Here is a 20,499-nt window from a genome sequence, read left to right as displayed (position 1 = left end):
GTCAACCCTGCTGGCGAGGTGCGGCCTGCGCGGGCCCGGCCCCTCCCCCACCCGGCCCACCGGGCGGTCGGCTCATGTCGATCACGCGCACCGGCATGCCATCGCGCTGCAAACGCTGCTGACCGGCCACGATGACCGAGTCGCCCGCCTGCACACCACTGAGCACTTCCACCATGCCGGCGCGGCGCAAGCCCAGCGTCACTTCGGCGCGCCGGGCCACGGCACGGGCTTGCTCGCCTTCGCCCTCCCGGCCCAGGAGGAACAACACCTGGCGCCCACCCTGCGGCACGATGGCTTCCTCCGGCACCATCAGAGCGGCCTCCTGCACGTCCATCACCACAGTGATGCGCGCGAACAAGCCTGGGCGCAGCGGCGTGCCGCTGGCCGGTGGCAGCACGGCCCGTACCTGCAAGGCGCGGCCATTGGCGTCGAGCAGCGGATCCACCGCTTGAATGCGGGCGGTGAACGTCTGGCCGGGCAAGGCGTCGAGCTGCACGTCTACCGGTTGCCCTGGCCCGACGCGGGCCTGATAACGCTCCGGCAACCGAAAGTCCACATACAGCTGCGAGAGGTCTTCCAGGTTGACCAGATCGGCCCCTTCGCGGACGAAGTCGCCCAGGCTCACATTGCGAATGCCCACCACGCCATCGAAAGGCGCCTGGATGCGCATCCGCGCCACCCGCGCCTCGGCCAGTTGGACCTGCGCTTCGGCCACTTGCAAGCTGGCGCGGCTCTCGTCGAGCACGCGCTGGGCCACGAAATTCTGCGCCACCAGTTCCTCGTTGCGCCGCAGATTGGCCCGCGCAATCGACAGTTGCGCCTGCGCCTGGCTGAGCTCGGCGCGCTGCAAGGTGTCATCGAGCTGAAACAGCAGTTGCCCCTGCCGCACGCGGGCGCCGTCCTCGAAGCCGATGCGAACGATGCGGCCGCTGACCTCCGGGCGCAGCATCACGCTCTGGCGCGAACGCAGTGAGCCCACCGCCTGCGCGTCGTCGATGAGGCGGGTAACCGTCACCGGGGCCACTTCGACGGTGGGCACCATGCCACCGCCCCCCGGCCCGCCACCGCCACCTGCAGGCCGCCCAGGCCCTGGGCCGGCAGGTGCCCCCCCAGGGGCGCCGGCCACCGTCGCACCCCCGCTGCCGGCAGCGGGGCGCTGCGCCCACCATGCGACACCGGAAGCCAGCGCAATGCCCAAGGCGGCAACGACCCAATACACCGATTTGTTGGCCATGTGATGGATAGCAAAACGTCAATATCCAGACACGGGATCACCCCGCATCCCCTGCAATCGTTTCACTCTATCAGCAATCGCTCGATGACGCGCGCTCGCGGGTCATCCATGCCGGGGCAAGCGCGAAAAATTTACCTGCCGTTTACATACGACCAGGCTGGGGAACGCCTCGGTTGGCCAGCGCGTCGGCCCGCTCATTGCCCGGATCGCCCGCATGGCCCTTGACCCAGCGCCACTCGATCTGGTGCCCGCTGCCCTGCACCAAGGCGTCCAGCCGCTGCCAGAGGTCCGCATTTTTCACCGGCTGGCGGGCGGCGGTGCGCCAGCCCCTGGCTTTCCAGCCAGGCAGCCATTCGGTGATGCCTTTGCGCACGTATTCGCTGTCGAGGTAAAGCGTCACCCGGCAGGGGCGCTTGAGCGCGGCCAGCGCCTCGATGACCGCGGTAAGCTCCATGCGGTTGTTGGTGGTTTCGGCCTCGCCGCCGAAGAGCTCTTTTTCAGCCGTCCCGGAGCGCAACAAAGCCCCCCAGCCGCCTGGACCGGGATTGCCCTTGCAGGCCCCGTCGGTATAGATGATGACGTGGTTCATGAGTCGTTGCGATGGGTCACGGGCTGTGAGGGGCGCCGCATGGAAGGGCGCTGCGCCACGGCCACGGGGGCCGCGACCGAGCGTCGGGGCTTCCAGGCCGGCCCCAGGAGATGCAGGCCACGCACCCGTTTGACCGCCACCATGAAATACACCGCACCCAGAAACGGCCAGGATTTCGCGCCCACGGCATCGATCCAGCGGTAGCGCTGCAGCCACTTGTCGGTCTGCACGGCGGGGCGGTAGCAGCCCATGCGACAGGATTCGACCTCGAAGCTGAGCAGGCGCAGCCAATCCTTGAGCCGCCAGTGGCCGATGAACTCTCCGGCTTCCGGTAGAAAGCGGCGCCCCAACCAGGTCTTGCCCAGGCCCAGGCGGGTAAAGGCATGGGCGCGGTACTGGCGCAGCCCCCACAGGCTGGCCGGGTTGAGGCCGCAGATGACCACCCGGCCTTCGGGCACGAGCACGCGCTCGACTTCTCGCAGCACGGCATGCGGGTCGGCGCTGAGCTCCAGGGTGTGCGGCAAAACGACCAGATCGAGGCTTTTTTCGGGAAACGGCAATGCCGCCGCATGGGTGACGAGCGAGACGGGCCGTAGGCCGTCGATTCGCTGGATGGGCGACACCCCGTCCCATCCCGCCACTTCCGGCACGGCCAGCCAGCGGTGCGGCATGCGATTGGCACGCAGCGCGTCGATTTCGGGCAAACCGAGCTGCAAGGCATTGAAGCCGAAGCGATCGGCCACGGCAGCATCGAACTGGCGTTGCTCCCAGTCGAGCAAGTAGCGACCGGGCGGCGTGGCCAGCCAGGCGGCCAGTTCTTGCCCCAGCTCTGGCGTGTCCTCGTGCTGAGGCGCCATCGCCTCAGGAGTCGATGGCTTCATCCACCACCGGGGGTTGGGCCAGCACGGTTGCGCGGATCATCTCGCGCATGGCCTTTTTCTCGGGGAAGCTCAGCGTGCGGGCCAGCTCTCGGCGCACCCGCAGCAGCAGGTGGCGATCGGTTTCGGGCGGCACACCTTGGGTATTTTGCATTTCCTCGTACAGATCCAGGCGGGCGTTCGGGGTTTCTTCCTGCCACCAATCCTGGATCACGCGCTCCACCTGGGCACGCCATTCGTCGGTGGGCGGCGCATCCGAGGCGATTGCATCCGACAAGCCATCGGCATCGCGCTCGCCATCAACGGCTCGGCTGGCGTAGTAGCTGGCCCCTGGGGTGGTCAGCGCGGCCCAGGCGCTCTCGGGCACGCAGACGCGCCGGTCGGCCTGCATCAGCAGCCGCGCCCAGCTCGGGTCCTCCTTCATGAGGCGGGCATGGTCCTGTGACGCTTCGTCGGCCACGAGCACCACCTTGAGCCCTCGCCACTGGGCTTCGTCGATGTAGGGAATCAAGCGCTCGTCATCGCTGGCGATCAAGGCCACCCCGCACGCCCCGCGGGCCGCCAATTGGGTGAGCTCCAGCCCCAGCGCGCGCACCAGGCCCAGGCCGCCATCCGTGGCATGGGGCGGCACCATCCGGAGCACGACGTCATCGGTCAACTCGGTCGGGGGTTGGTCCGTGAACACATAGGCGCGGGCCAACGTGCCTTCGACCCCAGCCTGCCGCGCGAGCGCCGCAAACACGCTGGTCAGGGCCCCGCGCTGCAGGGGGGCTGAGGGCGCATGGGGCTGCTGCCTGGCCAGCCAGCCCAGATAGCGCTCGTCGATCAAGGCCACAGACTGGGCATGGGAGACGGCCGCGCCGGGCGTGCTGGGCGAGTAGCGAGACGACGTTCTTTTGGTCAAATGAAACTTGGTTTTCATATTCAGTAGGGAAAATAGCGAGAACAAATAGATAAATTGGCACGTTCACGGGCCGCTTTCCGATTTTGTCACGGAAACGGCGCAATGGTTCCTGCCACCTTTGTTAAGCTGGCGGCCGTGAATTTTGCCCAGCTTTTGTTCCCCGACTTTTCCCTGATCCTGTGCGGCTACCTGCTGTGCCGCTATACCGCGCTCAATCGCAAAGTGTGGGAGCCGATCGAGAGTCTGGTGTATTTCTTCATGTTCCCGGTGCTGCTGTTCTACTCGATCGTGCGCACGCCGCTGGAGTGGCAAACGGCCACGCACATGATGGCCGCGGGACTCACGCTGGGCCTCACAGGCATCTTGCTGGCGTATTCCCTGCCCCGCTGGCCCTGGGTGGGCCGATACCTGGATACCCGGTTGCACGCCGCCAGCGCCCAGGTCGCGTTTCGCTTCAACTCCTTCATTGTGCTGGCGCTGGTGGACCGTGTGGCCGGGCCTCAAGGCATGCCGCTGGTGGCGGTGCTCATCGGGGTGTGCGTGCCGCTGTTCAACGTGGGAGCGGTGTTTCCGATGGCACGCCATGGCCAGCACGGGCTGTGGCGCGAGTTGGTACGCAATCCGCTGATCATCGCCACCGTGAGCGGACTGTTGGTGAACATGGCCGGACTCGGCATTCCTGAGTGGCTACAGCCGACGACCAACCGCATCGGCCAGGCGGCCCTGGCACTCGGTCTGATGGCCGCAGGCGCCGGCATGCAACTGGGGCGCATGGCGCAGGCCAAGACGCTGGCCACCCTGGTGCTGGGCATCAAACACCTGCTGCTGCCGGTGGCCGCCCTGCTGGTGGCTCTGGCCTGGCAGTTGGACCCGACGCAGACGGTCGTGCTGCTCATGTTCTCGGCCGTGCCGACGGCGTCGAGCTGCTATGTGCTGGCCGCCCGCATGGGGTATGACGGCCCTTACGTGGCGGGTCTGGTGACGCTGTCCACCTTGCTGGGCGTGGTCAGTCTGACGTTGGCGCTGGGCGTGCTGTTGCCCCTGCGGTAAGCAGTTCGATGCGGCGCGCGGCCTGTTCGGCCAGGGCCGCGTTGCCCGCCTGCCGGGCCACATCGGCCTGTACCCGCAGCCACGCGAGCAAAGGCCGGCGCCAGCCCTGGGCCGAAGCGGTGTCCACGGCCACGGCCACACCGGCCGAGTCCAGCCGGCCGGCGCGCAGCAAGGCGCTGGCTGCCACCAGCCGACTGACCGGATCCGGCATGGCAGCCAGCAGAGCGGCAGAACCCGCGCCACTGGCCGGGGCCAGCAGCGATTGAGCCACCGGCCGGTGCGGCGCGGGCAGCGCAGCGAGGTCGGCCGCCTCGGGCGCGCCGGCCAGATACCGGGCGTAAGCGTGCAGATCGGGCGGCGCGTCCGCACGCAGGCGGTCAAACCCGACGCAATCGCTCACGTCGAGCCCGGCCTGCCGAATGGCGCAGCGGCTCAGTTCCACACGCGCCAGCCAATCGGGCCGGGCGGTGCGCCGGGTCTCCTCGATGGCGCGGCGCCACCCCACCTGGGCTACGCGTTCATTGCCTTCCAGATCGGCCACGGTGGCACGCTGCATGGCGCCATGGGCGTTGACCTGCCAATCTGGCGCAGGCGGGGCGCTGGAGCAGCCGAGCAGCCCCAATGACAAGCACACGGCACAGGCAAGACGGACACGGCGGGTCATGGCAGTTTCAGTTCGGTGTCGCGGGCAAAGGGCCAGCGGCGGTTGATGTCATTGACCAGGCTTTCGACTTTGCGCAGGCTGGCTTCCACCTCGGCACGCAGCACGTCCAGGTCCACCGTGGCGGTGCGGGTGTTGGCCGCGATGCCCTGCACCTCCACCAGCACGGCATCGACTTTCTGCAAGCTCTGCCGGGTGTCGGACAGCAGCGCCTCCACCGTCTGCACGGCGGCCTGCATGTCGCGCATGAGGCCCGCGTCGCCAAACACGCGCTGGTCGGCGTTGCCAATCAGGGTTTCGGTGCGCCCTGCCACGGCTTCCAGCCGGGCGAGCAAGGCATTGGCCTCGTCAACGACTTGCAGCAGACGCGCCCGATCGGCGTCGTTGCCCACCAGCAGCCCCAGGGCTCCCCGGGAACTGTTGAGGGTTTCGGTGGCCGCCTGGACGTTGCGTAAGCTGGCATTGAGGGGGGACTGTTCGGCGGTGATCCGGTTGAGGTTGTCCAGCAGATCACGCACGGCACTCACCAGCCGGGGGATTTCGGCCATGGCATCGCCCTTGAGTACCTGCCGCTGCGCCCCGTCGGCCAGCGGCGGCGAATCGAGCACGCCCGTGAACGCGCGGATGCGGGTAGCGCCCACGAGGCTGCGCTCCATCGTGAACACGCTGGACTCGCGCAGCCAATGGGCATCTTTGCGCGGCACATCCACGATGATGCGCGCGCTGCCGTCCTCGCCCAGCTCGATGCGGCGCACCCGCCCGATGGGGAAACCGGAAAACGTCACGTCCATGCCCACGACGACGCCTTCGGAGTCATCGGCAATCAGCACGAGCTCCTGCGTCGGCTCGAACACCCCCCGCGCATACAACAGGTAAGCCGCCGAGCCCACGATCAGGGCCAGCATCAGAATCAGCAGCAGCGCCGCCTTGAATTCGACGTTGGACACGCGCGCCTGGCGGATGGTCTGATCGACTGCGTCGTCGGGTTTCATGGTGTCAATAATAGTTGCCCATCAGGGAAACGAGCTCGATGGCCAGCAGGGCCAGAAACATGCGCACCAGCGACTGTAGCTCGCCGCCGGCCCGCCGATCCGTGCTGGCGGCCGCGTAGAGGCTGGACGCCAGCGGGATGAGCGCCACCGTCAGGGCAAAGAAGAAGGTCTTGAAGGTAAAAATGAGCGTGACGACCGGGTTGAACACCTGCCCGACGATGCGGGTGTAGCTGCCGATGGCCCACGGGTTGAAACCGTAGATATTGAGATAGGCCAGCACCAGCGCCACCAGACAACTGACCGCCGCGAGCATGAACACCGAGAACATGCCCGCCAGCGCCCTGGGCAGCACGAACCAGTGCAGCACATCCCGCCCCTGGGCCTGACACGCCTCGAAGGCGCCTTGGCGGCGCAGCGCCATCAGTTCGGCCCCTTGGGGAATGGTGATGCGCAACGCCACGAACAAGGCCGCCCCCAGCGGAATCAGTTCCAGCACCAGCACGCGCACGACCATGTCCACCGCGTATTGCGACAGACCGTAGCTGAGCGCCGTGACGACGACGATCCGAATCAGCACCAGGCCCAGCAGGGCCGACAGCACGGTGAACCACAGCAGCACCGGCATGGTGGCCCCGTACAGCTGCTGGGCGAGCAAGGGCCAGAAGCCACGCCGGTAGCTCGACGGCGAGACGGCCAGCACCAGGATGACAGCCCCCAGGTGCACGATGCGCCACCCATTGGCGAACCAGCGCAGCGCACCCCGGCCCAAATCGAGCAAGGCAGCGTGGAGTCGGGCGATGAAATCCATGCCGTGATCTTAGCGGCCCGCCTGCGCCATCGCCCAGCACACATGCTCACGCACCAGGGGACTGGGGTGCGAAGCCCGTGCGTGCAAAGCCGCCAGCGCCTGCGCCTGTTCGGCCGCCGGCAGCCCGCTGGCCAGCGCATTGCCCAGCGCCACGGCCACGTTGCGCAGCCAGCGTTCGTGACCGATGCGGCGGATGGGAGAACCCTCGGTCCGCCGCAGGAACTCCGCCTCCGTCCACGACAGGTATTCGACCAACAGGGCGCCCGAGAATCCGGCCCGCTCGTCGAAGTCCGACAACGGCGAGCGCCGGGCAAATTTGTTCCAGGGGCAGGCCAGTTGGCAATCGTCGCAGCCATAGATGCGATTGCCCATGAGCGGGCGCAATGCCAGCGGAATCGGGCCGGCGTGCTCGATGGTGAGATACGAAATGCAACGCCGGGCATCGAGCCGATACGGCCCCACCAAGGCCCCTGTGGGGCAAGCCGTCAGGCAGGCGCTGCAGGAGCCGCAATGGGCGCTGACCGCCGGTGTGGGCGGCAGCGCCACATTGACGAAAATCTCCCCAAGAAAAAACAGCGACCCGCCGTCGCGCCGCAAGGCCAGTGTGTGCTTGCCCCGCCAGCCAATGCCGCTTCGCTGCGCCAGCTCCACCTCCATGACCGGCGCCGAATCGGTGAAGGCCCGGTAGGTGAAGCCGTCGCCCTGCCTCTGCGCATCGAGCGCCTGCTGCATGCGCTCGGCGAGCTTTTGCAGGCGCTGACGCAGCACTTTGTGATAGTCCCGGCCACGGGCGTACATCGAGATCACCGCTTCCTGCGGGCGCCGCAAACGCGCCCATTCCTGCTCGCACCAGTCGCTGCCGCGCTGGCGTGGCAGATAATCCATGGACGCCGTGACGACGCTCAGCGTGCCCGGCAGCAGCTCCTGCGGCCGCGCCCGCTTCAGGCCATGGCTGGCCATGTAGGCCATCTCGCCATGAAAACCGGCTTGCAGCCAGGCCAGCAGGCCCGGCTCGGCGTCGCGCAGATCCACCCCCGCGACGCCGATCTGGGAAAATCCCAGCTCACGCGCCCAGGCACGGATTTGCGAGACGAATTGCACACCATCGAACATCTTCGACAGATTGTAGGAACAGGGATGAAGCAGGACAGCGCGGCAGGGACATGCACCCGCATCTGCAGCAGCGAGGCCGATGCCGACGCGCTGGCCCAGCGCCTGGCCACCAGCGCGGCCCTGGCCCATGCCACGCTGCATCTGCATGGCGACCTGGGCGCCGGCAAGACCACCTTCGTGCGCCTGCTGCTGCGCGCCCTGGGCGTGGGTGGCCGCATCAAAAGTCCCTCGTATGCCATCGTGGAACCGCATCTGGCCCCTGCGCGGGCGACCTGGCCCGAGGGGCTGGCCATCTCGCATTTCGATTTCTACCGCTTCAATGACCCGCGCGAATGGGAAGAGGCCGGCTTGCGCGAACTTTTCGCGGCACCGGGGCTCAAGCTGGTCGAATGGCCCGAGAAAGCCGCCGGATGGATACCACTGCCCGACATGGAATTGCACATCGCCCCACAGGATGACGACGCCCGCGCCTTCCACTTCCGCGCCCTGAGCCCCACCGGCGCGCGCCTGCTGGAGACGCTGCGCCCATGAAACGTCGGGCCGCCGTTCAATGGCTGGGGGCCGCGGGCACGCTGCTGCTGACACTCGGGCCGCACGAATTGGCCTGGGGAGCGACCATCGTCGCGGTGCGCATGTGGCCCGCCAAAGACTACACGCGCATCACGATCGAGTCCGATGCCGAACTGCGCGCCACCCCCTTCTTCGTGGCCGATCCGCCGCGGCTGGCGGTGGACATCGAAGGCATCGAACTCGTCCCCACGTTGCGCGACCTCATCGGCCACGTGCGGGCCGACGACCCGAACGTGGCTGGCATTCGCGTCGGCCAGAACGCGCCCAACGTGGTGCGCATCGTGGTCGATCTGAAGCGGCCAATCACGCCGCAGGTGTTCCAACTGGCCCCGGTGGCGGCCTATCAGCACCGGCTGGTGATGGACCTCTACCCCACCGAAGCCCGCGACCCGCTGGAAGAACTGATCGCCCAGCGCTTGCGCGAGCTAGACCAGGCCCAGCCCGCCCCACCACCTGCTGCGCACGACGACCCGCTCGGCGACCTGATCGCACGCCTGCCGCCCCAAGAAGCCACCCAGACCCCACGCCCACCGGCTGCGGCCCAGCCCGCCGAACGTCCGCCCACCTACGCGAGCGACCCGTCCGCTCCAGCTAGCCAGCCCCCGGCGCGCCCGGCCTTCGCCGCCAAGCAGCGACCGGGTATGCCCAGCACCGGCGGCCGTACCGACCGCCTCATCGTGGTGGCGATCGACCCGGGTCACGGCGGCGAGGACCCAGGCGCCATCGGCCCCGGCGGCACCCGGGAAAAAGACGTGGTGCTGGCCATCGCCCGCAAGCTGCGCGACCGCATCAACCGCACGCAGGTCAACGGGCACACCATGCGCGCCTTCCTCACCCGCGACGGCGACTACTTCGTGCCCCTGCACGTGCGGGTCAACAAAGCGCGCCGGGTCGAAGCCGACCTGTTCGTCAGCATCCACGCCGACGCCTTTTACACCCCTCGGCCACAGGGCGCCAGCGTCTATGCCTTGAGCCAGCGCGGCGCCACCAGCGCGGCGGCCCGCTGGCTGGCCGACAAGGAAAACGCCGCCGACCTGGTCGGCGGCGTGAACATGGGTACGCTGGACGCCGAATTGCAGCGCACCTTGCTCGACATGAGCACGACGGCACAAATCAACGACAGCCTCAAGCTCGGCAGCGTGATGCTGACCGAAATCGGGCGGGTGGGCCGCCTGCACAAACCCCGTGTCGAGCAGGCTGGCTTTGCCGTGTTGCGCGCGCCTGACATCCCGAGCATCCTGGTCGAGACCGCCTTCATCAGCAACCCCGACGAGGAACGCCGTCTGCGCGACCCGCGCTTTCAGGCCGAAATGGCCGACGCCATGCTGCGCGGCATCGTGGCGTATTTCTCCAAAAATCCGCCATTGGCCCGCAGCCGGGCTCTGTGAGCCCCTGCCGGGGCACTGGTCTCTCAGATCGGATAGATCAGCGAATTCAGGATCAACTCGCTGTCGTACACGCAGAGGCGGCTGCGCAGCTTGAGAATGCCGGCGTCGCGCACCCATTCGTCGATGTAGCGGCCCACGTTGAACACCTCGCTGACGCTGCCCGGCTTGGTGCGGAACACCGCGTAGTTGGCCTGGGCGCGCACCACTTCCACACCGTCTTCCTGGGCCACTTCCAGCACCCGGGCGGGGCTGACGACGTGCCGCATGTGGTACGGCCCGTGGTAGATGGTCTGGGTGATGCCGTGGACGCGGTCCTTCATCATGCCCTGGCTCTCGAAGTGCATGAGCGCCAGCGGCAAGCCTCGGTCGAAGTTCTCGCGCGCCTGCACCCGGTAGCGGCCATCCGGCACGAAAAATTCAGGCCAGTCGGCATAGCGCTTGTCGTCCAGGGCAGCGGCGTAGGCGGCATTGCGCTGGTCGATTTCGTGGTGCAGCCAGAGCGTTTGCAATCGTTCAGGGGTCATGGCGTGGTTCTTTCGCGGCTCACAGGGCCATGGCTTTTTTCCAGTAGTCGTACATGGCCCGGATCAGCGTTTCAGTGACCATGTGCTCGGTGGGCGGCTGGCCCACGCCGGGGTCCTTGCCGCCCAGTTCGCAGAGGGTATGCCCCAGGCCCAAGCCGTCGCTGTTCCACTGCGCGAAGCCGTCCTGGCTGAACTCGATCACCTCGCCGTCGTCGGCGCTCACGAAACCGGCCGGGCCAAACAGGTTGGCCTGGCGCAGACGCCGCTGGGTCATCTCGGGAGTGTCGTCGGCAAAGCCGAAGTGCGTCCACACGAAGTCGAAACTGCCGTTACCGCGCGGCTGGATGTGCCGTGTGGACAACGAGTTGACCTGCTGCTGCACGATGAGGCTGGGAAACAGCGTGATCATGGTCACCGTGGGGGTGATGGTCTGGCCCGGCTGGGAAGGATCGGACACCGTCCACCAGGGCTCGGGTACCACGTCGAGCAGGCGCGGGTCGTTGAGCGTCATGTGAGCCTTGAAGCTGGTCACCCCTTGGGTCACGTCGGTCTGCACGCCGGAGTCCTTGGCGGGCCCCTGACCGCCGTCGTTGCGGCGCGAGATCATCACCGCGTGGCGTCCGCGTTCGTCCATCACCATGCGGCTTTTCTGGTCGGCGCGCCACAACCCGAAGGTGACGAACCAGGTGTGCAACAGCCCTGGGTGGTAGGGATCCTTGATGTTTTCCATCATCAGCTTCCAGTTGCCCGGAATGCGCTGACGGTTGTAGCCCAGCAGCGTGAGCGGGCGCGAGCCGTTAGGGCCCTGAAAGATGCGGTCCAGCCAAGGCATGATGTGGGGGCCCAGGTAGTCTCGCAGCGGCTCTGTTTCACTGCTGAAGGTGGCAAACACCAAGCCGTGCAGCACCTCCACGCGCAGCTTGGTCAGCCCGTTGTGCTGCAGGCTGAAGTCCGGCGGCATGCCGCCGTTGACGCATTCACCCTGCTCGGTGACCACCTTCACGCCGTCTTTGAACGGCAGGCCGGCCAGGTCGCCGTTGAGTTTGTAGGTCCACTGGTGGTAAGGGCAGACGAAGCTGCGCGCGTTGCCGTGCGGTTCCTGGCAAAAGCGCACGCCCCGATGGGCGCAGCGGTTCTCCACCACGCGAATGCCGTGGTCCGTGGCGCGGTCCTTGGGCATCACCCGGTCTCGCACCATGATGACCTGTCGCTCGCCGACCCAGCTCAACTTGTAGTCGCCCGGCTTGGGGATTTCCGCCTCCAGGCCCACATAGCACCAGTGCGGCCCGTAAAACAGACGTTCCAGTTCACGCTGGTAAATGACCGGATCGGTATAAACCCAGTAGGGCACGCGGCTGCAGCCCGCAGGAAAGGTCCGTAGGGCCCCTGAAAGGGATTCGGGGAATGCGTTCATGGCAAGGTCTTGGAAACAGCCTTGGCAAATAATATGTTTACTTACTAATTGACGCACCAGGGTTTGTACTGATCCCACGTCCCTTTGTCCCGGCTTCTGCAAGCTGCGGCCGACGGTTGAACATGCGCACTACAATTGCTCGGTGCAATTCTCCCCCCTGCCCCGCCCCGGCCAGCAACCTCGCCGCCCCATTCGGGAGCTTCCGGACGAACTGATCAGCCAGATCGCCGCCGGCGAGGTGGTGGAACGGCCGGCGTCGGTGGTGCGGGAACTGGTGGACAACGCGCTGGACGCCGGGGCCACCCAGATCACGGTGCGCCTGCAGGCTGGCGGGGTGCGCTTGATCGCCGTCGAAGACGATGGCTGCGGCATTCCCCGCGAAGAACTGCCCCGGGCGCTCAAGCGCCATGCCACCAGCAAGATCCAAAGCCTGACCGAATTGGAAGCCGTGGATACCATGGGCTTTCGGGGCGAGGCACTGGCCGCCATCCATTCGATCGCCGAGGTCAGCCTGCTGTCGCGCAGCGCCGAGGCCACGGAAAGCCACGCCTGGCTGCTGCATGGGCGCACCGGCGAAATGACCCCCGCCGCTCGCACCACGGGCACCACGGTGGAGGTGCGCGAACTGTTCTATGCCACGCCCGCGCGGCGCAAGTTCCTCAAATCCGACAGCACCGAACTCGCCCACTGCCTCGAAGCCGTGCGACGCCATGCCCTGGCCCGGCCCGACGTGTCGTTTGCGGTGTGGCACGACGGCAAGCTCATCGAACAGTGGCGCGCCACCGCGCCCAACGACCCGGCCCGGGCGCTGGAGCGACGACTGGCCGACGTGCTCGGGGAAGACTTTTTGGCCGACAGCGTGGCCGTGCAATGGCTGGGCCCAGGCCTACAGGTCTGGGGCCGGGTCGGCCTGCCCGATGCGGCACGCGCCCGTGCCGACCGGCAGTTCGCCTACGTCAATGGCCGCTATGTGCGTGACAAAGTGGTGGCCCACGCGGCGCGCAGCGCTTATGAAGACGTGTTGCACGGCCAGCGGCAACCCGTGTATGCCCTCTACATCGCCATCGACCCGACGCGGGTGGACGTGAACGTGCACCCGACCAAGATCGAGGTGCGTTTTCGTGACAGCCGTGAGGTGCATCAAGCGGTGCGCCATGCGATCGAGCAGGCCCTGGCCGCTCCCCGCGCCAGCGCCGCCGGCATCAGCGTGCCCAGCCCTGCGCCTGCTGCGCCGATGCCCGCCCCGGTGCAACTGCGTCTGAATGGGGGGCTGAATGCAGGGCAGAACGCGCCAGCGCCCTGGCCCGCAGCCACCGAAGGCCCTGCCTGGCTGGCCCACCGCGGGGGAAATCCCCCCTCAAGCGGCCATGTGGTGCATGATCTCGGCGCGCTGTGGCAGCCAGCGGGGGAGCCCACCCTCGACGGCCAGCCCCACTGGGCCACATCGCCACTCACCACCCCGGCCGCTCATGCCTCGCAGCCCAGCGCCGAGGCAGACTGGCCGCTGGGCCGCGCCATTGCTCAGCTGCACGGCGTCTACGTGCTGGCCGAAAACGCGCAAGGGCTGGTGCTGGTGGACATGCATGCCGCCCACGAGCGCATCGTGTATGAACGCCTCAAGGCACAGTTCGACGCCAACGGCGAGCAGCCCATGCCGAGCCAGCCCTTGCTGATCCCGGCCACCTTTGCCGCCAGCCCCACCGAGGTGGCCACCGCCGAGGCGCATCAGGCCACGCTGCAGCGCTTGGGATTGGACGTGGCGCCCTTCTCCCCCCAAACCCTGGCCGTGCGCGCCGTACCCGCCGCCCTGGCCCAAGGCGATGCGGTCGAGCTGGCCCGCAGCGTGCTGGCCGAGTTGGCCCAGCACGAGGCCGCCACCGTCATCCAGCGGGCCCGCAACGAACTGCTCGCCACCATGGCCTGCCACGGGGCGGTACGGGCCAATCGCCGGCTCACGCTGGATGAAATGAACGCGCTGCTGCGCCAGATGGAAGCCACAGAGCGCAGCGACCAGTGCAACCACGGCCGCCCCACCTGGCGCCAAATCAGCCTGCGCGAACTCGACGCCCTTTTCCTGCGCGGCCGTTGACCCACGTCAATAACGGTGCGAATTGCACCAAACAATGGCTCATTTGCCCCAATATTGGGAATTTATTCGCCAGGATCGTGCAAAAATCATTGTTTTTTATAACCGCCACGCTCCTGGGCTTTCCCCGATGAAATACGCCTGTCTGCACGACTTTCTGGAACACGTCTCCCAACGCAACCCTGGCCAGCCCGAGTTCTTGCAGGCCGTCACCGAGGTCATGGAAAGCCTGTGGCCTTTCATCGAGCAGCACCCCAAATATGCCGAACAGGGCCTGCTGGACCGCCTGGTCGAACCGGAGCGCGTGGTGATGTTCCGCGTCTCCTGGGTCAACGACCACGGCGACGTGCAAGTCAACCGCGCCTACCGCATCCAGCACAGCTCGGCCATCGGCCCGTACAAGGGCGGCATGCGCTTCCACCCCTCGGTGAACCTGTCCATCCTCAAATTCCTGGCCTTTGAGCAAACGTTCAAGAACGCGCTGACCACCCTGCCCATGGGCGGCGGCAAAGGCGGCTCCGACTTCGACCCCAAAGGCAAGAGCCCGGGCGAGGTGATGCGCTTCTGCCAGGCGCTCGTCACCGAACTCTTCCGCCACGTGGGCGCCGACACCGACGTGCCGGCCGGCGACATCGGGGTGGGCGCGCGCGAAGTGGGCTACATGGCCGGCATGATGAAAAAGCTCAGCAACCGCGCCGACTGCGTGTTCACCGGCAAAGGTCTGAGCTTCGGCGGCTCGCTGATCCGCCCGGAGGCCACCGGCTACGGCACCGTGTATTTCGCGGAGCAGATGCTCAAGCGCCAAGGCATGGGCTTCGACGGCCTGCGGGTGAGCGTGTCGGGTTCGGGCAACGTGGCCCAGTACGCAGTGGAAAAGGCCATGGCCCTCGGAGCCAAGGTGGTCACCGTGTCGGACTCCAGCGGCACCGTCATCGACGAGGACGGCTTCACCCCCGAAAAACTGGCCGAACTGATGGAAGTGAAAAACCACCTGTACGGCCGCGTCAGCGACTACGCCGCCCGCACGAAAACCCGCTTCGAACCCGGCGTCAAGCCTTGGGCCATCCCGGTGGACGTGGCCCTGCCCTGCGCCACGCAAAACGAGCTCGACGCCTCCGACGCACACACCCTGCTGAAAAACGGCGTGAAATGCGTGGCCGAAGGCGCCAACATGCCCACCACCATGGAGGCCGTCAAGCTGTTCGAGGATCACGGCGTGCTCTATGCCCCGGGCAAGGCCAGCAACGCCGGTGGCGTGGCCACCTCGGGTCTGGAGATGAGCCAGAACGCCATGCGCATGAACTGGCCCCGCGAGGAAGTGGACGCGCGCCTGCACGGCATCATGGTGGGCATCCACGACGCCTGCGTGCGCCACGGCCAGCGGCCCGACGGGACGGTGAGCTACGTCGATGGCGCCAACATCGCCGGCTTCGTGAAGGTGGCCGACGCCATGCTGGCGCAAGGCGTCATCTGAGCGCGGGCTTACAGGTGAATGCGGGCCGCATAGGCCTGCAAGGTCTCCAGCGGCGGGTCCTTGCGCGGCCACACCAGCCCCACGCCATCGCCCTCATGGCGCGGCAGCACGTGCACATGCATGTGGGGCACCGTCTGCCAGCCGGCCGGCTTGTTGGCCTGCAGCAGCGTCATGCCTGCCGGCTCGAAGGCCGCCTGCACCGCCCTGGCCACGCGCGAGACGATGCGGAACAAGTGGGCCACCACGTCCTCATCCAGTTCCAGCAGCGTCTCCACCTGCTGCTTGGGCGCCACCAGCACATGACCCGGGTTGCACTGCCCCGCATCCATGAAAGCGATCACGAGATCGTCTTCATAGACGATGGCCGCCGGGATCTCGCGCCGGATGATGCGAGTGAACACGCTGGGCGTCATGGCAGGTCTCCTCTCTGTATGGGTGATGACGACAGCCATTGTGCACGCAACCGGTCGCGCCTCCGCAAGCCGCGGCCCGTTCTGGTACGCTCGCGGCAATGACTCTTCCTGCGCGTCCTTCCATGTCAACCGGCGTGGTGGTGCTGGTGTTGTCGCTGCTGCTCGGCGCCCAGCCCATAGCCACCGATCTGTACCTGCCCGCCCTGCCGGCGCTCACCCAGGGTTTTGGCGCCTCGATGCACCAGGCCCAGCTTACCCTCACCGCCCTCTTGTTGGCGTTTGGTCTGTCGCAACTCGTCTGGGGGCCATTGTCGGACCGCTTCGGCCGCCGGCCCATTCTGCTGTGGGGCATGGGCGCATTTGCCCTGGCCTCGGTGGGCAGCGTGTTTTCCGCCAGCATGGAGCAACTGGTGCTGTGGCGGGCCGTGCAAGGCGCGGCCATGGGGGCCGGGGTGATGTGCGCTCGCGCCATCGTGCGCGACCTGTACGCGCCCACCGAAGGGGCCCGCATGATGTCCAAAGGGCTGTCGGGCCTGGGTGTGCTGGCCTGCATCAGCGCCCCACTGGGGGGACTGCTGTCGGACTGGCTCGGCTGGCGAGCTGCCCTGGGCGCGCTGGCCGTCTTTGGCGCGGCCACACTGGCCTTGCTGGCCTGGCGTTTTGAAGAAACCCTGCCCGTCGAGCGCCGCCAGCCCCTGCACCTGGGCGAGATGGCCGTCACGTGGAGCCGCATCCTGCGCCACCCCACGTTCTGGACCTTCGCGCTGCTGGCCACGGCCTCCTACGGCGGGTTGTTCACTTTTCTGGCCACCTCCTCGTTCGTGTTCATCAACGCCCTGGGGCTGAGCAAGACACACTATGGCCTGTTGATGTTTTCGATGTCGTTCGTCTACATCCTGGGCACCATCGTCTGCCGACGCCTCATCCCCCGGTTGGGTGTGCGGCGCACGGTGGCCGTGGCCGCCGGCTTCACGCTGACCGGCGGCACCTTGGTCGGTGTGTTCGGCTGGTTGGGCTGGCACCACACCTGGGCCATCATGCTGCCCTACTACCTGTTCATTCTGGCGCATGGCGTGCATCAGCCCTGCGGCCAGAGCGGCGCCGTCTCGCCGTTTCCCCAGTCGGCCGGCACGGCATCGGCCTTGAGCGGCTTTCTGATGATGGTCGTCGCCTTCACCATGGGGCAATGGCTGGGCGCGCGCATGCCAGCCGGTACCGAAGGCGCGACAGTACTGCCGCTGACCAACGGACTGTGGTTCTGGAGCGTGGTGATCGCCGCGATCGCCTGGACCCTGGTGCAGCGCTATGGCGAACTGCGCCAGCCGCCGCAACGCGCCCAAACGTCTGCCACGCCATGACCCCCCTGCGCTGGCTGGCCATTGCCGGCCCAACCGCTTCGGGCAAGACGGCGCTGGCACTGGCGATTGCCCAGCGCTGGCCGGCCGAAATCATCAGCGTCGATTCGGCGCTGGTGTACCGCGGCATGGACATTGGCACCGCCAAGCCGACGGCGGCCGAACAGGCGCTAGCGCCGCATCACCTCATCGACATCCGCGACCCCGCCCAAGCCTACAGCGCCGCCGAGTTCGTCCGAGACGCTCGCCGCCTGGTCCACGACATCCGCGCCCGCGGGCGGCTGCCCCTGCTGGTGGGAGGCACCATGCTCTATTTCAAAGCGCTGTTCGAGGGCTTGGACGACATGCCACCGGCCCAGCCCGCGTTGCGCCAAGCCATCGAGCAGCAAGCCCAGACACAGGGCTGGCCAGCGCTGCATGCCGAACTCGCCCAGGTAGACCCTGAGACCGCACGCCGCCTCGCCCCCCACGACGCTCAGCGCATTTCACGCGCGCTGGAAGTGTTTCGGGCCACGGGGCGGCCGATTTCGGCCTTCCACCGCCGACAGCCCACCGACGCCCCCCCGGCTGCCGCCTACACGATCGATGGGCTGACCGGCGCCCTGTGGACGCTGGAGCCGACGCAGCGCGCCTGGCTGCATGAGCGCATCGCCCAGCGTTTCGATGCGATGCTGTCGCAAGGTCTCGTCGAAGAGGTGCAGCGTCTGCGCCAGCGCGGCGACCTCACCCTGAACCACCCTGCCATGCGTTGCGTCGGCTACCGGCAGGTGTGGGAAGCGCTGGATGCCCATCCCGGGCCGACCACAGACTGGGCGCCCGAGCATTGGCAGGCCATGCGCGAGCGCGGCATCTTTGCCACGCGCCAGCTCGCCAAGCGGCAGCTCACCTGGCTGCGCGGCATGCCCCACCGACGCGCTTGGCCTTGCGATGCAGCGGCCACCACCTCGCACCTTCTCGAAGAATTGGCACCTTTGCTTCATCAGTCCATCGTTGAAAAGCGATAACATGCGTGCATGAGCCCACTCAGGCCATCCACCGCAAATGCCAACACCGGCCCGCCGATGGTCGAGGCCATTTCCTTCACCCACCGTCTGCGTTGGCTGCCCCTGCTCATTCTGTGCATCGGACTGTGGCTGACATGGCTGCAACACGCCGGCATGGACAAACGCCAACAGGAGTTGGCGCGCGCCCGCTTCGAGATGCAGGCGCGCGAAGTGGTTTTCCGGCTGGAAAGGCGCTTGCAAGCGAATGTGGACGTGCTGCATGGCGTCACGGGCCTGTTTGCCGCCAGCGGCTTGGTGGAGCGGGGCGAATTCCGCGCCTACGTCGAAACCCTGCGGCTTGATGTCCACTACCCCGGCATCCAAGGCGTCGGGTTCAGCCAATGGGTGGCCACGCCGGACATTCCCCGGCTGGAAGCCGCCATTCGGGCCGAAGGCTTCCCCCAATTTCGGGTCCATCCCTTGAAGGTCGATGCGGCGCACCAGAGCGCCATCGTCTTCATCGAACCGTTTGACTGGCGCAACCAGCGGGCCTTTGGCTTCGACATGTTTTCTGAACCCATTCGCCAGCAGGCCATGCGCCGGGCGGTGGAAACCGGCGAGCCCAGCTTCAGCGGCCGCGTCACGCTGGTGCAGGAAACCGAAGAAGCCCCCCAGCCCGGTTTTCTGATCTATCTTCCTATCTATCAAAAAGGCCCTCCTCCTGCCACGAGCGCCGGACGCTGGGCGCAGCTCGTTGGCTGGGCGTATTCACCCATCCGCGCACACGATTTGTTCACCGCTTTCCTGGAAAGCGAATTCCCGGCGATGCGCCGGCACTTTGGGCTGCGCATATTTGCCGCCTCAACCGCCGATGCCGACGCCCTGCTCTATGACGATCTGCCGGCCGGCAGCAGCGAATCCGGTCTGTCGTTCACCCGCACCTTGATGCTGCACGGCACGCCGTGGCACATCGAAATCCACCCTGCGCCAGACACCCCTCTGTGGGACGGCGATGAGCGCAGCATCGGCATTCTCTGGGCGGGCGGTTTGCTCACCGTGCTGCTGGCGCTGCTGGCCCACGTACTGCTGCGCAGCCATCGCCTGATCCAAAGCGCCTTGGAGCAGAGTGTTCGCACGCAGCGCCAACTGGCCGAAAGCCAAGCCGCCTTGCGGCTCGCCGGCACGGTGATGGACGCCAGCCCCCTGGGCATCGTCGCCACCAACGCCCGGCGGCGCATCGTCTCCGTCAACCCGGCATTCACCCGCATCACTGGCTACAGCCCGGACGAGGCCGTGGGCGCCTCCACCCGGCTGATGGATCTGCGCCCCTTGCGCAACGGGTCTCTCAAAGCCGTCTGGCAGGCGCTGGAGCAGCAGGGCACCTGGGAAGACGAACTGGAAAGCCGCCGCAAGGACGGCAGCCTCTACCCCATGCGCCTGTCGATCACCACCGTGCGGGACGAACACGGCACCATACAAAACTACATCGGCCTGTTTCAGGACATCACCGAACAGCACAAGGCCCAGGAAAACATCCGCCGGCTCGCCCATCACGACTACCTCACGGGCCTGCCCAACCGCGCCATGCTGGTCGAACGCGCCGCCATCGAATTGCAAGGCGCCCAGCGCTACGGGCACCGGCCTGCCATCCTGTTCATCGACCTGGACCGCTTCAAACCCATCAACGACCAGTTCGGCCACGAAGCGGGCGATGCGGTCCTGATCGAAGTGGCCCGCCGGCTCAGTGAGCGGCTGCGCGAGTCTGACCTCATCTGCCGCCAAGGTGGCGACGAGTTCGTGGTGCTCATGCCCGATCACCACAGCACCGAAGGCTTGCTGCGCCTGGCCGAAAAGTTGCTTCAGGCCATCGAGATGCCTTATGAGGTGGCCGGCCAGCGGATGACGCTGAGCGCCAGCATCGGCATCGTCACCTACCCGGAGGGTGGCGAGACGGTGGATGACCTCATCCGCAGCGCCGACGCCGCCATGTACCGGGCCAAGGCCGACCCCTTACGCAAGGTGTACGTGGCGGGCGCGTCAGAAGGCCCATCCACCGGCTGAAC

Annotated in this window: 19 protein-coding genes; 8 read left to right on the top strand and 11 right to left on the bottom strand. The window is 66.9% G+C overall.

Going from position 1 to position 20,499, the window contains the following annotated elements:
• Position 1: 1 nt before the first annotated feature.
• The 4 genes from DFR43_RS07925 to DFR43_RS07910 all read right to left on the bottom strand — a co-directional run bounded on the left by DFR43_RS07925 (position 2) and on the right by DFR43_RS07910 (position 3,623).
• The gene (locus DFR43_RS07925; protein WP_133597430.1) at positions 2 to 1,234 is read right to left on the bottom strand and encodes an efflux RND transporter periplasmic adaptor subunit; all 1,233 of its coding nucleotides are present in this window, start codon (positions 1,232 to 1,234) and stop codon (positions 2 to 4) included.
• 142 nt (positions 1,235 to 1,376) lie between these two features.
• A complete protein-coding gene (rnhA, locus tag DFR43_RS07920; protein WP_133597428.1) occupies positions 1,377 to 1,823 on the bottom strand; it encodes a ribonuclease HI in 447 nt (148 codons plus the stop codon).
• Positions 1,820 to 2,680: a class I SAM-dependent methyltransferase gene (locus DFR43_RS07915; RefSeq protein WP_245988871.1), complete on the bottom strand. Its 861-nt coding sequence runs from the start codon at positions 2,678 to 2,680 to the stop codon at positions 1,820 to 1,822. Before DFR43_RS07915 ends, rnhA begins: the two co-directional genes overlap by 4 nt.
• A 4-nt stretch (positions 2,681 to 2,684) precedes the next feature.
• Positions 2,685 to 3,623, bottom strand: a complete 939-nt coding sequence (locus DFR43_RS07910; RefSeq protein WP_133597426.1) for an NYN domain-containing protein — start codon at positions 3,621 to 3,623, stop codon at positions 2,685 to 2,687.
• 84 nt (positions 3,624 to 3,707) lie between these two features.
• On the opposite strand from DFR43_RS07910, the gene DFR43_RS07905 reads away from it, so the two are divergent.
• Positions 3,708 to 4,655: an AEC family transporter gene (locus DFR43_RS07905; RefSeq protein WP_211338624.1), complete on the top strand. Its 948-nt coding sequence runs from the start codon at positions 3,708 to 3,710 to the stop codon at positions 4,653 to 4,655.
• Here the strand turns inward: DFR43_RS07905 and DFR43_RS07900 are convergent.
• The 4 genes from DFR43_RS07900 to queG are packed head-to-tail and all read right to left on the bottom strand — an operon-like array spanning position 4,612 to position 8,229.
• Positions 4,612 to 5,319, bottom strand: coding sequence for a hypothetical protein (locus DFR43_RS07900; RefSeq protein WP_133597424.1), 708 nt, complete (start codon positions 5,317 to 5,319; stop codon positions 4,612 to 4,614). The two genes, DFR43_RS07905 and DFR43_RS07900, sit on opposite strands and share 44 nt — an antisense overlap.
• Entirely contained in the window at positions 5,316 to 6,308 is a 993-nt protein-coding gene (locus DFR43_RS07895) for an MlaD family protein (RefSeq protein WP_133597422.1), read from the bottom strand. Before DFR43_RS07895 ends, DFR43_RS07900 begins: the two co-directional genes overlap by 4 nt.
• 4 nt (positions 6,309 to 6,312) lie before the next feature.
• Complete coding sequence (locus tag DFR43_RS07890; protein WP_133597420.1) at positions 6,313 to 7,116, bottom strand: MlaE family ABC transporter permease; 804 nt, start codon at positions 7,114 to 7,116, stop codon at positions 6,313 to 6,315.
• A gap of 9 nt (positions 7,117 to 7,125) precedes the next feature.
• Positions 7,126 to 8,229 (bottom strand): tRNA epoxyqueuosine(34) reductase QueG, encoded by a 1,104-nt coding sequence (gene queG / locus DFR43_RS07885; protein WP_211338623.1) that lies wholly within the window; start codon positions 8,227 to 8,229, stop codon positions 7,126 to 7,128.
• A 24-nt stretch (positions 8,230 to 8,253) separates the two neighbouring features.
• On the opposite strand from queG, the gene tsaE reads away from it, so the two are divergent.
• Both tsaE and DFR43_RS07875 read left to right on the top strand, forming a co-directional pair.
• Positions 8,254 to 8,760 carry a tRNA (adenosine(37)-N6)-threonylcarbamoyltransferase complex ATPase subunit type 1 TsaE gene (gene tsaE / locus DFR43_RS07880; protein WP_211338622.1) on the top strand — a complete coding sequence of 169 codons (507 nt, stop codon included), beginning with the start codon at positions 8,254 to 8,256 and terminating at the stop codon, positions 8,758 to 8,760.
• A complete protein-coding gene (locus DFR43_RS07875; protein WP_133597415.1) occupies positions 8,757 to 10,187 on the top strand; it encodes an N-acetylmuramoyl-L-alanine amidase in 1,431 nt (476 codons plus the stop codon). The genes tsaE and DFR43_RS07875 overlap by 4 nt, the downstream gene beginning before the upstream one ends.
• 23 nt (positions 10,188 to 10,210) lie before the next feature.
• On the opposite strand, the gene DFR43_RS07870 is transcribed toward DFR43_RS07875, so the two are convergent.
• Positions 10,211 to 10,711, bottom strand: coding sequence for an aromatic-ring-hydroxylating dioxygenase subunit beta (locus DFR43_RS07870; protein WP_133597413.1), 501 nt, complete (start codon positions 10,709 to 10,711; stop codon positions 10,211 to 10,213).
• Between the two features lie 19 nt (positions 10,712 to 10,730).
• A complete protein-coding gene (locus tag DFR43_RS07865; RefSeq protein WP_133597411.1) occupies positions 10,731 to 12,125 on the bottom strand; it encodes an aromatic ring-hydroxylating dioxygenase subunit alpha in 1,395 nt (464 codons plus the stop codon).
• Between the two features lie 142 nt (positions 12,126 to 12,267).
• On the opposite strand from DFR43_RS07865, the gene mutL reads away from it, so the two are divergent.
• Both mutL and gdhA read left to right on the top strand, forming a co-directional pair.
• Positions 12,268 to 14,214, top strand: coding sequence for a DNA mismatch repair endonuclease MutL (gene mutL, locus DFR43_RS07860; protein WP_245988870.1), 1,947 nt, complete (start codon positions 12,268 to 12,270; stop codon positions 14,212 to 14,214).
• A 127-nt stretch (positions 14,215 to 14,341) separates the two neighbouring features.
• Positions 14,342 to 15,685, top strand: coding sequence for an NADP-specific glutamate dehydrogenase (gene gdhA / locus DFR43_RS07855; RefSeq protein WP_133597409.1), 1,344 nt, complete (start codon positions 14,342 to 14,344; stop codon positions 15,683 to 15,685).
• Positions 15,686 to 15,693: 8 nt separating this feature from the next.
• Here gdhA and DFR43_RS07850 read toward each other — a convergent pair whose 3' ends face one another.
• Entirely contained in the window at positions 15,694 to 16,098 is a 405-nt protein-coding gene (locus DFR43_RS07850; protein WP_133597407.1) for an HIT family protein, read from the bottom strand.
• 122 nt (positions 16,099 to 16,220) lie between these two features.
• Here DFR43_RS07850 and DFR43_RS07845 point away from each other — a divergent pair, with 122 nt between their 5' ends.
• From DFR43_RS07845 to DFR43_RS07835, 3 genes are read left to right on the top strand one after another with little or no spacing between them, the layout of a single operon-like run.
• Positions 16,221 to 17,456, top strand: a complete 1,236-nt coding sequence (locus tag DFR43_RS07845) for a multidrug effflux MFS transporter (protein WP_133597405.1) — start codon at positions 16,221 to 16,223, stop codon at positions 17,454 to 17,456.
• Entirely contained in the window at positions 17,453 to 18,457 is a 1,005-nt protein-coding gene (miaA, locus tag DFR43_RS07840; RefSeq protein WP_133597403.1) for a tRNA (adenosine(37)-N6)-dimethylallyltransferase MiaA, read from the top strand. Before DFR43_RS07845 ends, miaA begins: the two co-directional genes overlap by 4 nt.
• 9 nt (positions 18,458 to 18,466) lie before the next feature.
• Positions 18,467 to 20,497, top strand: a complete 2,031-nt coding sequence (locus tag DFR43_RS07835; RefSeq protein ID WP_133597401.1) for a CHASE domain-containing protein — start codon at positions 18,467 to 18,469, stop codon at positions 20,495 to 20,497.
• Positions 20,498 to 20,499: the final 2 nt, after the last annotated feature.

The organism is Tepidicella xavieri, from assembly GCF_004363315.1.
Lineage (GTDB): Bacteria > Pseudomonadota > Gammaproteobacteria > Burkholderiales > Burkholderiaceae_C > Tepidicella > Tepidicella xavieri.
This window is presented reverse-complemented; position numbering and strand designations above follow the sequence as displayed.